The 14,718-nt window shown below is 71.6% G+C and carries 13 protein-coding genes; 9 read left to right on the top strand and 4 right to left on the bottom strand.

Annotation, left to right across the window (positions count from 1 at the left end; all coding sequences use genetic code 11):
* Positions 1–149: 149 nt before the first annotated feature.
* The 7 genes from OG623_RS23355 to OG623_RS23325 all read left to right on the top strand — a co-directional run bounded on the left by OG623_RS23355 (position 150) and on the right by OG623_RS23325 (position 7,492).
* Positions 150–1,424 carry a phosphoribosyltransferase family protein gene (locus OG623_RS23355; protein WP_406148991.1) on the top strand — a complete coding sequence of 425 codons (1,275 nt, stop codon included), beginning with the start codon at positions 150–152 and terminating at the stop codon, positions 1,422–1,424.
* A gap of 73 nt (positions 1,425–1,497) precedes the next feature.
* Positions 1,498–2,055 carry a GNAT family N-acetyltransferase gene (locus OG623_RS23350; RefSeq protein WP_406148990.1) on the top strand — a complete coding sequence of 186 codons (558 nt, stop codon included), beginning with the start codon at positions 1,498–1,500 and terminating at the stop codon, positions 2,053–2,055.
* A 295-nt stretch (positions 2,056–2,350) separates the two neighbouring features.
* Positions 2,351–3,883 (top strand): sugar ABC transporter ATP-binding protein, encoded by a 1,533-nt coding sequence (locus OG623_RS23345; protein WP_406148989.1) that lies wholly within the window; start codon positions 2,351–2,353, stop codon positions 3,881–3,883.
* Positions 3,880–4,935, top strand: a complete 1,056-nt coding sequence (locus OG623_RS23340) for an ABC transporter permease (RefSeq protein ID WP_406148987.1) — start codon at positions 3,880–3,882, stop codon at positions 4,933–4,935. Before OG623_RS23345 ends, OG623_RS23340 begins: the two co-directional genes overlap by 4 nt.
* Entirely contained in the window at positions 4,919–5,974 is a 1,056-nt protein-coding gene (locus OG623_RS23335) for an ABC transporter permease (protein ID WP_406148985.1), read from the top strand. Before OG623_RS23340 ends, OG623_RS23335 begins: the two co-directional genes overlap by 17 nt.
* 70 nt (positions 5,975–6,044) lie before the next feature.
* Entirely contained in the window at positions 6,045–7,130 is a 1,086-nt protein-coding gene (rhaS, locus tag OG623_RS23330) for a rhamnose ABC transporter substrate-binding protein (RefSeq protein ID WP_406148984.1), read from the top strand.
* A gap of 47 nt (positions 7,131–7,177) precedes the next feature.
* Positions 7,178–7,492, top strand: a complete 315-nt coding sequence (locus tag OG623_RS23325) for an L-rhamnose mutarotase (protein ID WP_406148982.1) — start codon at positions 7,178–7,180, stop codon at positions 7,490–7,492.
* A 14-nt stretch (positions 7,493–7,506) separates the two neighbouring features.
* Here the strand turns inward: OG623_RS23325 and OG623_RS23320 are convergent, their stop codons facing one another.
* From OG623_RS23320 to OG623_RS23305, 4 genes are all read right to left on the bottom strand, one after another.
* Positions 7,507–8,706, bottom strand: coding sequence for a hypothetical protein (locus tag OG623_RS23320; RefSeq protein WP_406148981.1), 1,200 nt, complete (start codon positions 8,704–8,706; stop codon positions 7,507–7,509).
* Positions 8,707–8,764: 58 nt separating this feature from the next.
* Positions 8,765–9,724: an STM4015 family protein gene (locus OG623_RS23315; RefSeq protein WP_406148979.1), complete on the bottom strand. Its 960-nt coding sequence runs from the start codon at positions 9,722–9,724 to the stop codon at positions 8,765–8,767.
* A 100-nt stretch (positions 9,725–9,824) separates the two neighbouring features.
* A complete protein-coding gene (locus OG623_RS23310) occupies positions 9,825–10,712 on the bottom strand; it encodes an ABC transporter permease (protein ID WP_406148978.1) in 888 nt (295 codons plus the stop codon).
* Positions 10,709–13,489, bottom strand: coding sequence for an alpha/beta fold hydrolase (locus OG623_RS23305; RefSeq protein ID WP_406148976.1), 2,781 nt, complete (start codon positions 13,487–13,489; stop codon positions 10,709–10,711). Before OG623_RS23305 ends, OG623_RS23310 begins: the two co-directional genes overlap by 4 nt.
* A 131-nt stretch (positions 13,490–13,620) precedes the next feature.
* On the opposite strand from OG623_RS23305, the gene OG623_RS23300 reads away from it, so the two are divergent.
* Together OG623_RS23300 and OG623_RS23295 are read left to right on the top strand one after the other, a co-directional pair.
* Complete coding sequence (locus OG623_RS23300) at positions 13,621–14,040, top strand: GNAT family N-acetyltransferase (protein WP_406148975.1); 420 nt, start codon at positions 13,621–13,623, stop codon at positions 14,038–14,040.
* 119 nt (positions 14,041–14,159) lie between these two features.
* Entirely contained in the window at positions 14,160–14,549 is a 390-nt protein-coding gene (locus OG623_RS23295; RefSeq protein ID WP_406148973.1) for a group 1 truncated hemoglobin, read from the top strand.
* Positions 14,550–14,718: the final 169 nt, after the last annotated feature.

The raw sequence follows: 14,718 nt of genomic DNA, 5'->3' as shown, positions 1-14,718 counted from the left end.
CCGCGACACCGGCGCCGGTGCCGGTGCCGGTGAAGGCCCCGGTGCGCCGGCTCCCCCCGACTTGCCCGACCGGCGCACATGCGGTTGCGTCGGGAACGGGGTCACGCATGCGTGTTCCGCTCTTTCCCCCCCGTTGGAGGTGAACCCCCGTGCTGTTCACCGACCGCACGGATGCCGGGCGGCGGCTCGCCGTGGCACTGCGGCACCTGGAGCGGCGCGATCCCGTCGTCCTGGGGCTGCCACGCGGCGGGGTCCCGGTGGCGTACGAGGTGGCGCAGGCTCTCGGCGCCCCGCTCGATGTGATCGTGGTCCGCAAACTCGGGGTGCCCTACCACCCGGAACTGGGGTTCGGCGCCATCGGCGAGGACGGGGCCCGGGTCATCAGCGACGAGATCGTCCGCCACACCGGGGTCGGTGACGAGGACCTCGCGTCCGTCGAGCGCGCCGAGGAGGCGGAGCTCCTGCGACGGGCGGGTACGTACCGGGAGGGCCGGCCTCGTCTGCCGCTGAAGGGGCGCACGGTGGTCGTCGTGGACGACGGGGTCGCCACCGGAGCGACCGCGCGAGCGGCCTGCCAGGTGGTACGGGCGCAGGGTGCCGCCCATGTCGTGCTGGCCGTGCCCGTCGCGTCACCTGATGTCGCGGCCGCGCTGCGCGAGGACGTGGACGAGGTCGTCTGCCTCTCTACCCCGCAGCTCTTCTCCGCCGTGGGTGAGTGGTACCGGGACTTCTCCCAGACCTCGGACGACGAGGTCGTCTCCCTGCTGGCGCGGGCCGCCGGAAGTGCCGCCACGGCCGAGGAGGTCGAGGTGGACGCGGGCGGGGTCCCGCTCCCCGGGGACCTCACGCTTCCCGAGGACGCGCGGGCGCTCGTGGTGTTCGCCCACGGCTCGGGCAGCAGCCGCAACAGCCCGCGGAACCGGGCGGTCGCCGGGGCGCTGAACCGCGCCGGCCTGGGCACCCTGCTCTTCGACCTGCTGACGCCCGGGGAAGAGGTCTACCGCGCCAATGTCTTCGACATCGGCCTGCTGTCGGGGCGGCTGGCGGACACCACCCGCTGGGCGCGCAGCCGCGTGCCGCTCCCGGTCGGCACCTTCGGCGCGAGTACGGGCGCTGCCGCAGCGCTGCGGGCCGCCTCCGCGTCGGACTCGGGTGTGGGCGCGGTGGTCTCCCGGGGCGGGCGCCCCGATCTGGCCGGGGCCGACCTGTCCACCGTACGGGCGCCCACCCTGCTGATCGTGGGCGGCGCCGACACCACGGTGATCGACCTCAACCGGCAGGCGCAGGCGGCGCTGCACTGCGAGAACCGGCTGGCGGTCGTCCCGGGCGCCACGCACCTGTTCGAGGAGCCGGGCGCCCTGGAACGGGCCGCGGATCTGGCCCGGGACTGGTTCACCACGCATCTGGTGCGACCGGACGGCTGAACGGCACGCCGCACCCGCACCACCGCGTCCTATCCTGACCGGGAACGGTCCAGGGACGGGGAGTGGTGCGGTCATGCGGGTCCGGCTGGTCGAGGGCGCGGGTCTGCCCGCGTACGCCGAGGGGATTCGCCGGGCCTACGCGGACGTGTTCTCGCGGCCCCCGTGGGACGAGGACCCCTCGGCGGGCGCGCTGTACCTCGACCGGCTCGCCGCCGACGCCGCGCGCCCCGGGTTCACCGCGGCGCTGGCCCTGGACGGCGACACCGTCGGCGGCTTCGCCACCGCCTGGACGACGCCCGGCACCTTCCCCACGGGCCGCAGCTACGGCCAGGTCGCCGAGGCGCTCGGTCCCGACCGCGTCGCGGACTGGCTGTGCGGTGCGCTGGAGGTCGACGAGCTGGCCGTCACCCCCGACGCGCGGGGCACCGGGCTGGGCGCTGCCCTGCTGTCGGCGGTCACCGCGGCCGCCCACCCGGACGGGCGGTGCTGGCTGCTCACGTCCGTACACGCCGATGCGGCGCTGCGCTTCTACCGGCGCGCGGGCTGGCACCGGGTCCCGGTGGCGGTGCCCGGCAGGGCTGGGCTCGTGGTCCTTCTCGGGCCCCGCCATCCCGCAGCCGCCGGCCTCTGACACGCGGCACACGCGTGGAGGGAGCGAGGCAGGAGCGATACGCGACCGTTATGTGAATCGATTCAAGCGCTCGGAAGATAGTGGCCCGCCCCGAAGACTGTCAAGAGCGCCTTCCCACTCCCCCCACGTGGGTCGCATCTTGCCCCTTTTCCTGGAACTCCCCGCCATCAACCCATTGACGGCGCCCACAATCCCCGTTTAGCTTCCGAGCAACCTCATTGAAACCTTTCACGCCTTTCGCCTTTCACCTTTCACGGCGGGTGGAGCGGAACAGTCCCTCCGCTGAGGAGCTCCCATGAACCAGTCCGCCCCGGCCCCGGACCCGGTGGCCCCCGTCCTGGCCCTGAAGGGCGTGAGCAAGTCCTTCGGCGCCGTACGGGCCCTGCAGGACGTGTCCCTGCGGCTGTTCCCCGGCGAGGCCCACGCACTCGCGGGTGAGAACGGCGCGGGCAAGTCGACGCTGATCAAGGCACTCGCCGGGGTGCACCGCCCGGACAGCGGCGAGGTGCTCCTCGACGGCAGGCCCGTCGTCTTCCACGGCCCGGCCGACGCCCGCGACGCCGGCATCGCCGTCATCTACCAGGAGCCGACGCTCTTCCCCGACCTGTCCATCGCCGAGAACATCTTCATGGGCCGACAGCCCCGGCGGTCCCTGGGCCGGATCGACCGCAGAGCCGTGCACGACACCACCGCAGGGCTGATGCGGAGGCTCGGCGTCGACCTGGCACCCGACCGCCCGGCCCGCGGCCTTTCGATCGCCGACCAGCAGATCGTCGAGATCGCCAAGGCACTCTCCTTCGACGCCCGCGTCCTGATCATGGACGAGCCGACGGCCGCCCTGACCGGCAGCGAGACCGCCAGGCTGTTCTCCGTCGTGCGGACGCTGCGCTCCGAGGGCGCGGCGGTGCTGTTCATCTCGCACCGCCTCGACGAGATCTTCGAGCTGTGCCAGCGCGTCACGACCCTGCGCGACGGCCGGTGGATCTCCTCCGAGCCGCTTGAGGGGATCACCGAGGACGACCTGGTGCGCAGGATGGTCGGCCGTGACCTGGACGACCTCTACCCCAAGCAGGACGCCGAGACCGGCGAAGTCGCCCTGTCCGTGCACCGGCTGACCCGCGAGGGTGTGTTCCGCGATGTGTCCTTCGACGTCCGCCGCGGCGAGATCGTCGCGCTCGCCGGGCTCGTCGGCGCCGGACGCACGGAGGTCGCCCAGGCCGTATTCGGTGTCGACCGCGCCGACGCGGGCGAGGTGAGGGTGGCCGGCACGGTGCTGCGCCCCGGTTCGCCGACCGCCGCGATGGACGCCGGGCTCGCGCTCGTACCCGAGGACCGGCGCCAACGCGGACTGGTCATGGATATGTCCATCGAGCGCAACATCGGCCTCACCGGGCTGGCCGATGTCCGCAAACGAGGGCTCGTCAGCCGGGCGCTGGAACACGAGCGGGCCGCCGACTGGGCGGTGCGGCTCCAGCTCAAGTACAACCGGCTGGCCGACACCGTGGGCGTGCTGTCCGGCGGCAACCAGCAGAAGGTCGTGCTGGCCAAGTGGCTGGCGACCGGGCCCGCCGTCCTGATCGTCGACGAGCCGACCCGCGGGATCGACGTCGGCACCAAGGCCGAGGTCCACCGGCTGCTCTCCGCGCTCGCCGCCGACGGCCTCGCCGTACTCATGATCTCCTCCGACCTTCCCGAGGTCATCGGCATGGCCGACCGGGTGCTCGTGATGCACGAGGGCCGGCTGACCGCCGAGATCCCGCGCGCGAGCGCCACCGAGGAATCGGTCATGGCCGCGGCCACCGGACGTAACGAGAGGGCGGCGGCATGACCGGCACCATCGAGAAGAGCCCCCCTGACGCCCCGAAGGCGCCGGAGCGCAGCGCCTCGTCCCTCGTGGACACGGTCTTCCGGGCGCGGGAGATCTCCATCGCGGGGGCGCTGGCCCTGCTGATCCTCGGCACCTACCTCGCCAACCCGCGCTTCCTGTCCGACCAGGGCATCAAGGACCTGCTGCTCAACGCGTCGATCCTGGTGCTGCTCGCGGTCGGCCAATCCGCCGTCGTGATCACCCGCAACATCGACCTGTCGGTCGGCTCCGTCGTCGGTCTGTCCGCCTTCGCCTGCGGCGAGTTCGTCTCCGGGAGCGACCACGGTGTGCTGAGCGTGATGCTGCTCGGTATCGCCATCGGCGTGGTCTGCGGCCTGGTCTCCGGCGCCCTCGTCAGCTTCGGCAGGGTCCCGGCGCTCGTGGTGACCCTGGGCATGCTCTACATCATCCAGGGCGTCGACTACTGGTGGGCCAAGGGCGAGCAGATCAGCGCGTCCGATGTGCCGGACGCGGTGCTGGGCCTGGGCAGCGGCAGTGTGCTGGGCATCCCGTACCTGCCGCTGATCGCGCTGGTCCTGCTGGCGGCGACGGCGTACTTCCTGCGCGGCTACCGCTCGGGGCGCGAGCTGTACGCCATCGGGTCGAGCCCCGAGGCCGCCCGGCTCGCCGGCATCCCGATCCGCCGCCGTATCCTCGCCGCCTACGCCTTCTCCGGGGCCGTCGCCGGCTTCGCCGGGGCCCTATGGCTGGCCCGCTTCGGCACCGTCGTCGCGGACAACGCGCACGGCTGGGAGCTGACCGTCGTCAGCGCGGTCGTCGTCGGTGGCGTCGCGATCACCGGCGGCACCGGCACCGTGTGGGGCGCCGCGCTCGGGGCCCTGCTGCTCACCACCATCGGCAGTGTCCTGGTCGTACTGAAGGTGGACGCCTTCTGGCAGGGCGCCATCACCGGTGCGCTCCTCCTGCTGGCCATCAGCGTCGACCGGATCGTGAACCTGCGGATGACCGCCGCACTGAGGAGGAGGAACGCCCGTCATGACCACGGCGCCTGACACCAAGACGGCTCCCACGCCGCGGGCCGCGACGAAGCCCTCCCTCGTACGCGCCCTGGCACTGCGCTGGGACACCGCGGTCGGTGTCCTGCTGGTGGCGGTCCTCGTCGTCGGCCTGGCGAGCACGGAGGGCTTCGGTTCCGGCGAGAACCTCGCGTTCGCCTTCAACGACATCGCCGAAGTCGCCCTCATCGCCCTGCCGATGACCCTCCTGGTCGTCGCCGGGCAGGTCGACCTGTCGGTGGCCTCCATGCTGGGCCTCGGCAGCGCGCTGACCGGTGCGCTCTGGGACGCGGGCTGGGCCTTCGAGACGATCGTGCCCGTGGTGCTGCTGGTGGGCGTCGCCGGAGGCCTCCTCAACGGCTGGCTGGTCACCAGGGTCGGACTGCCGTCCCTCGCCGTCACCATCGGCACCCTGGCGCTCTACCGGGGCCTGGCGTCGGTGGTGCTCGGCAGCGACGCGGTGACGGACTTCCCGCAGGTCTACGCGGACTGGGCGGTCGACACCACGACCGTCCCCGGCACCTTCCTCACCTACCCGGTGCTGCTCTTCATCGTGCTGGCCGTGGTCACCGCCGTGGTGCTGCACGCCACGGGGCTCGGCCGTTCGCTCTTCGCGATCGGCGCCCAGGAGGAGGCCGCGTACTTCGCCGGCATCCGGGTCAAGCGGATCAAGCTGCTGCTCTTCGTCGTGACGGGGCTGTTCTCCGCCTTCGCGGGCATCGTCTTCACCCTGCGCTACGGAAGTGCCCGCGCGGACAACGGACTCGGCTTCGAGATGCTCGTCATCGCGTCCGTCCTGCTCGGCGGCATCGACTTCGACGGCGGGAAGGGCACGCTGTTCGGCGCGGTCGCCGGAGTCCTGCTCATCGGCCTCCTGAAGAACCTGCTCACGCTCAACGACATCGCCAACGAGGTGCAGGTCATCGTGACCGGGCTGCTGCTCGTGGCGTCCGTCCTGACCCCACGGGTCATCGCCACCGTCGTCGAACGCCGGCACAGGCGGGCCGCGAACATCCCCGCACCCCCGCCGTCGTAGCGCGTGACGCCGTAACGCCCCTCGCCCCGCCCGTACCTCGCCCTCACCTCTCCGAAAGGCACACGCCGCCATGATGCTCCGCAATGCCGCTGGGCGCCGCGCCGTCGCGACCGCAGCCACCGCCGTCTCTCTCGCCCTCGCCCTCACCGCCTGTGGCGGCACCACGAAGGACAGCGAGAAGAGCGGGGGTGCGAAGGCCGCGAGCTCCGCGAAGGCCGACCCGGACGCCCCGCTGAAGAAGGGCCTGAAGCTCGCCTTCCTGCCCAAGCAGATCAACAACCCGTACGAGAAGATCGTCGACGAGGCGGGCATCGCGGCGGCGAAGGAGTACGGCGGCACGGGCAAGGAGGTCGGCCCGTCCGACGCGAGCGCCTCCTCGCAGGTCTCCTACATCAACACCCTGATCCAGCAGCGCCAGGACGCCATCCTCCTCGCGGCGAACGACCCGAACGCGGTGTGCGGCCCGCTGAAGCAGGCCATGAAGAAGGACATCAAGGTCGTCGCCTACGACTCCGACACGGCGAAGGACTGCCGTCAGCTCTTCATCAACCAGGCGAGCTCCGAGGAGATCGGCCGGAGCCTGGTCCAGCACCTCGGCGAGCAGATCGGCTTCAAGGGCAAGATCGCGATCCTGTCGGCCACCCAGAACGCGACGAACCAGAACACCTGGATCGCCTCCATGAAGGAGGAGCTGAAGCTCCCCGAGTACAAGGACATGAAGCTGGTCAAGGTCGCGTACGGCGACGACGCCGACCAGAAGTCCTTCCAGCAGACACAGGGCCTCATGCAGGCCTACCCCGACCTGAAGGGCATCATCTCCCCCACGACGGTCGGCATCGCCGCCGCGGCACGCTATCTGAGCGACTCCTCGTACAAGGGCAAGGTCGTGCTCAACGGCCTCGGCACGCCGAACCAGATGCGCAAGTACGTCAAGGACGGCACCGTCGAGCAGTTCTCCCTCTGGAACCCGGAGGAGCTCGGCTACCTCGGCTCGTACGCGGCCGCCGCGCTGGCGTCGGGGCAGATCAGCGGTGCGGAGGGCGAGAAGTTCAAGGCGGGCAAGCTCGGTGAGTACACCATCGGCAAGGACGGCGAGGTCATCCTCGGCGAGCCGACCGTCTTCGACTCCAAGAACATCGACACGTTCGACTTCTGACCGTTCGACTTCCGACCGTTCGACTTCCGACCGGAGGGGCCGGCTCCATGCAGCGCGTCTGCTTTCTGCTGAAGGTCCGTGAGGACCGCAAGGACGAGTACCGCGAGCGCCACACGGCGGTGTGGCCCGACATGCTCGCCGCCCTGTCCGAGGCGGGCTGGCACAACTACTCGCTGTTCCTCCGGGAGGACGGCCTGCTGGTCGGCTATCTGGAGACGGAGGACTTCGACGCGGCCCGGGACGCGATGGCGGCGACGGAGGTCAACGCACGGTGGCAGCGGGACATGGCCGGGTTCTTCGAGCAGCCGGAGGCCGCCGACGAGGCCATGGTCCCGCTGACCGAGGTGTTCCACCTGGCGTGAACCGATGACGTACGTCAGGAGGCGGCGAGGACACCTCGCACGTCCGGGTACGCCACCTCGTCGGGGAGCTCGAAGCCGAGCTCCGTCAGCCGGGCCGCGACGTCGGCCGGGCTACGGCCCGTCAGGCTCGCGCTGCGCAGGACGTGCTCCAGGTGGACGTTGTCCCGGAACGAACGGTCGACGGTTTCCAGCAGTCTGATGTCCGCCTCGTCCGCTGTCCCGGGGAGCTTCGCGTCGTCGTGCAGCCAGTGGCCCAGTTCGGTCAGCCGCGCGGCGATCTCCGCGGTGCCGCGCCCCGTGACGAGGGACGCGCGCAGGATGTGCTCCATCCGCAGTCCATTGACGGTGCTCTCCCGCAGCCAGGGTTCACGGCCGTCGAGGTTCTCGCTGAGGATGACGAAGTCGTCCTCGTCCGGGGACTCGGGCACCGATCCGCCCGGTGCGCCGGCCGTCAGCACCTCCAGGCGGGCCACGATCTCCGCCGCACTCCGCCCCGTCTCCCTGGCGACGGTGAGGACGTGGCCCAGGGGCGGGTCCATGTAGCGGCCGGCCCAGCGGGGGGTGGGGACGTCCCTGACCCTCAACAGCCGTTCGTCGTCGGGATCGGGGGTGTACGGCAGCCGGAGGCCGAGGGAGGCCAGCCGCACGGCGGCGGTGTGCGGGCTGCAGGCCAGCGCGGCGGCGGCCCCCCGCACATGTCCGGCGGAGACCTCGTCGCCCCAGTCAAGCCATGTGCCGTAGCCACGGGCGTCGGAGCGGATCAGCGCGACGTCACGGGGGTCCGGGGTCTCGGGCAACGGCCCGCTGCCGCCGAGCCGGTAGCCGAGGGCGGTCAGCCGGCGCGCGACGTCGGCGGGGGCGCGTCCGGTGTGCTCCGCGGTCTCCAACACCCGGCGCAGGGAGACGGGCTCGGCGACGTCGATCCAGGGGTACCGCCAGGCGTCCTGGTCCTCCCGCTTGACCAGGACGGCGTCGTCGAGGGCGACGGCCTCGGGGAACGGGCGGCCGGCGTCCTGGATGTCGGCGTACCCGAGGGCGGTCAGCCGCGCGACGACCTGCGCGGGGCTCCGCCCCAGCAGGGCGGCCGTGTACAGGACTCGTCCGTACGCGACCTGCTTCCCGGGGTCCAGCACGGGCTGCTTTCCGTCCAGCTCACGGCTGGTGAGCACGGCGTCTTCCGGAGCCTGGGCGGTGGGGGTGTCGGTGTCGGTCATCGTGCGGGCCTTTCTTCTGCGGCTGGGAGAGCGGGGCGGGCGGGGACCTGGACCGCGGTCATTCGGAGACCGCGACGTATCTGCCGGCCCACTCATCCAAGTCCTCGTCGTACTCGTCGTCCTCGTACTCGTCCTCCTCCTGCCGGTCGGTCAGGTTCACCCGCACCCCTTGCGGCTCCAGCTCCGTCCAGATCCGCAGCATCATGTCCTGGCTGAGGTAGTGGTGCGAGAGGTCCAGCTCCCGCAGGTGGGACAGCGACTGCCCGCTCAGCAGCGCCTCGGCCCCCTTGTCCCCGAGGGTGCCCATCGACAGGCTCAGCGAGGTGAGCCCGCGCACGACCGGCGCGGAGGCCACGGCCGCGGCCAAGTGGTCCTGCACCGTACTGTTCTGCAGCCCCAGGTGGCGCAGCGCGGGCCTGTCGGTGCAGGCGAGCAGCGGGGCCAGGTGCTCGGCCCTGGCACCGCCGCCGTAGTAGTCGTCGCCCAGCCAGAGTTCGAGGTGTTCGAGCGACGGCAGGGACGCGGCCACGATCTGGGCCACCGCCTCGCCGGACAGCCCACCCGATTCGACGCGCAGGACCCGGAGTCCTTCGTGGCCCGTCACCGGGAACTCCAGGGGGTCCCCACCGCGCATGGCCAGCTCCCGCAGCCCGGGGAACGCCTTGAGAAGCTCCGTGAGATCGCCGAGTTGGATCGTGGAGATCATGGCTTCCTCGTTCACGAGGTCGCCGAGGAACAGCGCTTCGAGCCCGGTGAACCGGGACCGCAGGGCGAGCAGCTCCTTGGGGCTGCTCCCATCCCACGGATTGCCGAAGATCAGCGCCCGTATCTTCTCCGGTTCGACCGACTCGGTGAACCGATTCCAATAGGAACCGGAGCTCTCGTCGGTCGTGTACGGGCCGCAGTGGAGGCGCCAGGCCACGGCGTCCGCGGCCGGCAGGTCCGCGGGGTTCGCGTACGACGGGAAGGTGAAGGACGGCAGCCCGTGGAACTGCTCGACATGATCGACATAGGACAAGACGGATCTCCTGACGGCCCGTTCGATGGCGGATGGACACCGTTCTATCAGCAGCCTCCGACATGGACGGTCCGGCAGGAGAACCCGCCGGCCCCACGGGTCAGGACACGATGTCCTTACGGCTGAACCCCCGGAAGGCCAGCGCGAACAGGATCAGGGCGTAGGCCACCGACACCGCGGCGCCCTTCACCATCCCGCCCCATTCCAGATCGGGCTGTAGAGCGTCGGCCCAGGCGAACTGCCAGTGTGCGGGCAGGAATTCGCGCCAGGTGCCGAGCGCGGTGACCGCGTCCAGGACATTGCCGACGATGGTCAGTCCGACCGCGCCGCCCACCGCGCCGAGCGGGGCGTCCGTCTTCGTCGACAGCCAGAACGCAAGCCCGGCGGTGACGAGCTGGGACACGAAGACGAAGGCGACGACGAGCGCGAGCCTCGGCAGGGTGTCCGTGGTGGCGAGCGCGCCCCCGGTGGGCAGCTTCAGCGGCCCCCAGCCGTACGCCACCGCTCCCGCGCCCAGGGCGACGAGCGGCAGCAGCACCATCGCGGCGAGGCTGAAGCCGAGCGCCACGACGAGCTTGCTCCACAGCAGCCTGGCCCGGGGCACGGGCGCCGCGAGCAGATAGCGCAGCGATGACCAGCTGGCCTCCGAGGCCACGGTGTCCCCGCAGAACAGCGCGACCGGCACCACCAGCAGGAAGCCGGCGGAGACGAAGAGGCAGGTCGCCGCGAAGTTCGCGGCGGACTCCGTCGCGACGTCCATGAGGTTGATCCGCGAGCCTGTCCCGCCGCCCCCTTCACCGCCGCCCGGCGTGCCGCCGACCGCGAAGGCGATGATCAGGATGAACGGCAGGGCCGCCAGCACCCCGCCCATGAGCAGGGTGCGGCGCCTGCGCAGCTGCCGCATCGCCTCCACACGCAGCGGCAGGGTGCGGCGCGGGTGGTAGCCGGGGGCGTCGGCGAGGGCCTGGAGCTCTGTCGCGGAACTCATGCGGATCCTTGGGAGATGAGGGTGAGGAACGCGTCCTCCAGGCGGCGGTGCGGCCCGACACCCGTCACCGGCATGTCGAGGCGCACCAGTTCGGCGACCAGCTGGGCGGTGGTGGCGCCGTCGAGGCGGACCAGCAGCCCGTTGCCCTCGTCCAGGCGGACGGCGGAGCCGATGCCGGGGAGGGCGGCCACCTTGCCCACGAGCGCGTCGGTCACCTCGGCGTCCGTGCTGACGAGCAGCATGTCGCCCTCGCCGGTGATCTCCGCGACGGGACCGGCCTGGACGAGCCGGCCCCGGTCCATGACCACCAGGTGGGTGCAGGACTGCTCGACCTCGGAGAGGAGATGACTGGAGACGATCACGGTCCGGCCGCCGGCCGCGTACCGGATCATGACGTCCCGCATCTCACGGATCTGGGGCGGGTCGAGGCCGTTGGTCGGTTCGTCGAGGATGAGGAGGTCCGGCATGCCGAGCATGGCCTGGGCGATGGCGAGACGCTGCCGCATGCCCTGGGAGTAGGTGCGCACCGCGCGGGCCAGGGCGTCGCCGAGTCCGGCGATCTCCAGGGCCTCGTCGATGTGGGAGTCGTCTGCGGGCCGCCCGGTGGCCTGCCAGTACAGCTCCAGGTTGGAGCGGCCCGACAGGTGCGGGAGGAAGCCGGCACCCTCGACGAAGGACCCGACCCGGGAGAGCACGGGGGCGCCCGGCCGGATGGCGTGGCCGAAGACCCGGATCTCACCCGCGTCGGGCGTGATGAGCCCCATCAGCATGCGCAGGGTGGTGGTCTTGCCCGCGCCGTTCGGGCCGAGGAGACCGAGCACCTGCCCCTTCTCGACGCGGAAGCCCAGGTCGCGCACCGCGTACCGGTCGCTGGACCTCGCGTACTTCTTGGACAGCCCGGTGATCTCCAGCGGCACCCCGGTCAGCGCCGGGTCGGGCGCCGGGGTGCCGGTGCGCCGGCGCCCGGTGAACAGCAGGGCGGCGGCGATGACGAGCGCGGCGGCCGGGAGCCCCCAGGTCCACCAGGGCAGAGTGGCCGCGGCGGTCTTCACCGCGGGTGCGGTGGGGACGGTCAGCGCCCCGTCGAGGGAGACGGTGTACGTCGCGGGCTCGGCGGGTGAGGCGTAGGCGAGGTCCGTCGCGGAGAGCACGAGGCGCAGGCGGTGGCCGGCGTCGACCTCGTGGTCGACGGCGGGCAGCTTCAGATCGAGCGGCTTGCCCTGCTCGTCGGGGGTGATCCGGTAGGGCGAGACGAGCTGCGAGGGCAGCACCTGCTGCTTCCCGTCCGGCGACACGTCGTAGACCTTGCCGAACAGCACGGCGTCGCCGTGGTCCGCCGTCACGTTCACACGGGCGGTGGGCGAGCCGGTGATGTGCACGGCGCTGTCCAGCGGGGCGGACTCGTAACGCGCGTACTGCCCGGGGAAGTCGAGGGAGAGCCCGACGCCGACCGAGGACAGCTGGGAGAGCCCGCCGCCGATGCCGGGGAGGGCGGAGACGGAGGGTGGGCTTGCCCCGGCGGGGTTGCGGAAGGTCTGCGTCAGACCGTCCGAGGACGCCTCCTGCGCGCCACGGGCCGCGGGCGCGTCCTGGGCCCCGCCGGTCGCGGGCGCGTCCTGTCCCCCGCCGGTGGTCGCGTCCAGTCCGCCGCCCGTCGCGGGGGTCTGCCCCGCCCCGGTGAGGGCGATCTTCCGTCCACCGCTGCTCAGCCCGGGGTAGGTGGCGCTGCTCGCGCCGCGCTTCAGGGCGGCGCCGTCGGTGGAGTCGACGCCGCCGGTCCGGGTCACACGGAACCCCGGTCCCGTGTCGGCGCCCTTGTCCTCCTTCAGATACCGGTCGAACCAGTCACCGACCCGGCCCTCGATGCGCTCGCCCTCGTCGTCCCCTCCGTCGTGCCCGCCCGCGATCCAGTCGACGGACACGGGCGCGCCGTTGGCCTTGATGGCCTTGGCCATGGCGTCGGCCTGGCCGAGGGGGAACAGCGAGTCGCTCTGCCCCTGGAGGATGAGCGCGGGCACGTCGATCCGGTCCGAGACGGCCTCGGGGGAACGTTCCGCCAGGAGTTTCCGCGCGGCCGCGTCCGGCTTCCCGCTGGCGGCGACCCGCTCGTACATGTCGCACAGCTGCTTCTGGAACCTCTCGCAGCCGCCGCCCGAGGAGACGAAGATCCCGGCCCAGAGCTTCTTGAAGACCCCGTCCGGGAAGAGCGCGTCGGCGAGGTTCCAGTAGCTGATCACCGGTGCGATGGCGTCGACCCGGTCGTCGTACCCGGCGGCGAGCAGCGACACCGCCCCGCCGTACGAAGCGCCGGTGACACCGACGCGCGGGTCGCCCTTCGCGTCGAGCTCCACCTCGGGCCGGTCCGCCAGCCAGTCGATGAGTCCGGACACGTCCTTGACCTCGGCGTCCGGGGCGTTGAGCGTGATCTCGCCGCCCGTTCTCCCGAATCCGCGGGCGGACCAGGTCATGACGGCGTATCCGTCGGCGGCCAGCTTCTCGGCCTGGCCGCGCACATCGTCCTTGCTGCCGCCGAAGCCGTGCCCGATGAGGACGGCCGGCCGTCGTTGCGTGCCCCCGGACGTGAAGTACGAGGTGTCGACCGACACCCCGTTCATCTTCATCATCCGGCCCTGCCGGTGCACGGGCGGGACACTGTCGTCGGCGACGGCGGTCCAGGTCCCGGCCCCCGCGAGCACGGCGAGGGCGGCGACGACCGCGGCCCAGCGCCCTGGGGTACGGGGCAGCCGGCGCCGCCACCGGGAAGTCGGTTCATCCATGACTCGACCCTAAACGGACCGCCCGGTGCCGCAGGCTGCCGCCAGGGGGAACTCCCCGGCATCCCTGAGAGGTACGGCACGCCCCGTCCGTACTCCGTATGCGGTACGCCGCCGTCACGAAAGGTTCATACGTGATCATCCGCCCCGCCACCACCACCGCGGAGCTCCTCGCCGCCGCACACCTCTACGACACCCCGCCCCGCCCCGAGTGGGCGGCCGGCTTCCTCGCGGCTGACGGTCACCTGATGCTGATCGCGTACGAGGACGGCGTCCCGGCCGGATTCGTCTCGGGCATCGAGATGCTGCACCCGGACAAGGGCAAGGAGATGTGCCTGTACGAGCTCTCCGTCGACGAGCCGTACCGCCGCCGGGGCATCGGCCGTGCGCTGACGGAGGCCCTCGCCGCAGAGGCGCGGGAGCGCGGCTGCTACGACATGTGGGTCGGGGTGGAGCGCGACAACGGGGCGGCACTCGCCACCTACCGCTCGGCAGGCGCGGCGGACGACGGCGTGTTCGCCATGCTGACCTGGGAGTTCGGCACTCCGCCCTGAGCGTGTAACAGTCGCGTGTACGGCTGTTCACACGGCACACGGTCCCTCATGCGGGCAAAGTAACCGACCGGCAACGGTCTGCTCACCGGGCCGCAAGGCGGCCGGAGCAGCCTGCTCGGATGACAGACACCGCAAAGGAACCCACGCAGGCTCCGCCCACGCTCTTCGAGAGCATCGGCGGGGCGGACGCGGTCGAAGCAGTGGTCGACATCTTCTACGGACGTGTCCTCGCGGACCCCGATCTCAGCGGCTATTTCGAGGGCCGGGACATGGAACGGCTCAAGCGGCACCAACGCCTCTTCGTCGGGCAGGCGCTGGGTTCCAGGGCGCCGTACCCGGGACGGACGATGCACCGCGCCCACCAGGGCCTGGCCATCACGAGCGATGCCTTCGACAGGGTCGTCGGCCATTTGGCGGGTGCGCTGAAGGAAGCGGGCCTCGACGACGCCACCATCGGCACGATCGCGCAGACCCTGCTGCCGCTGAAGCCGGACATCGTCACCGCCTGAGCGATGTCCCCACGGGCAGCAGCCCGCCGGCCGTCTCCCCCATCCGGACCGCCGCGCTCCGGCAGCGGACGGAGTTGCTGCTCGCCGTCCTGGAAGTGAATCGAAGGCCGCGCGCGTGGCGGGCTGTTCGGGCGCCGGGACCGTCAACCCTGCCTATCACCACAACCGC

The sequence above is a fragment of the Streptomyces sp. NBC_01012 genome (genome assembly GCF_045162755.1).
Taxonomy (GTDB): Bacteria; Actinomycetota; Actinomycetes; order Streptomycetales; family Streptomycetaceae; genus Streptomyces.
Note: the sequence above shows the minus strand (reverse complement) of the source record. Positions and strands in the feature narration are given on the sequence as shown.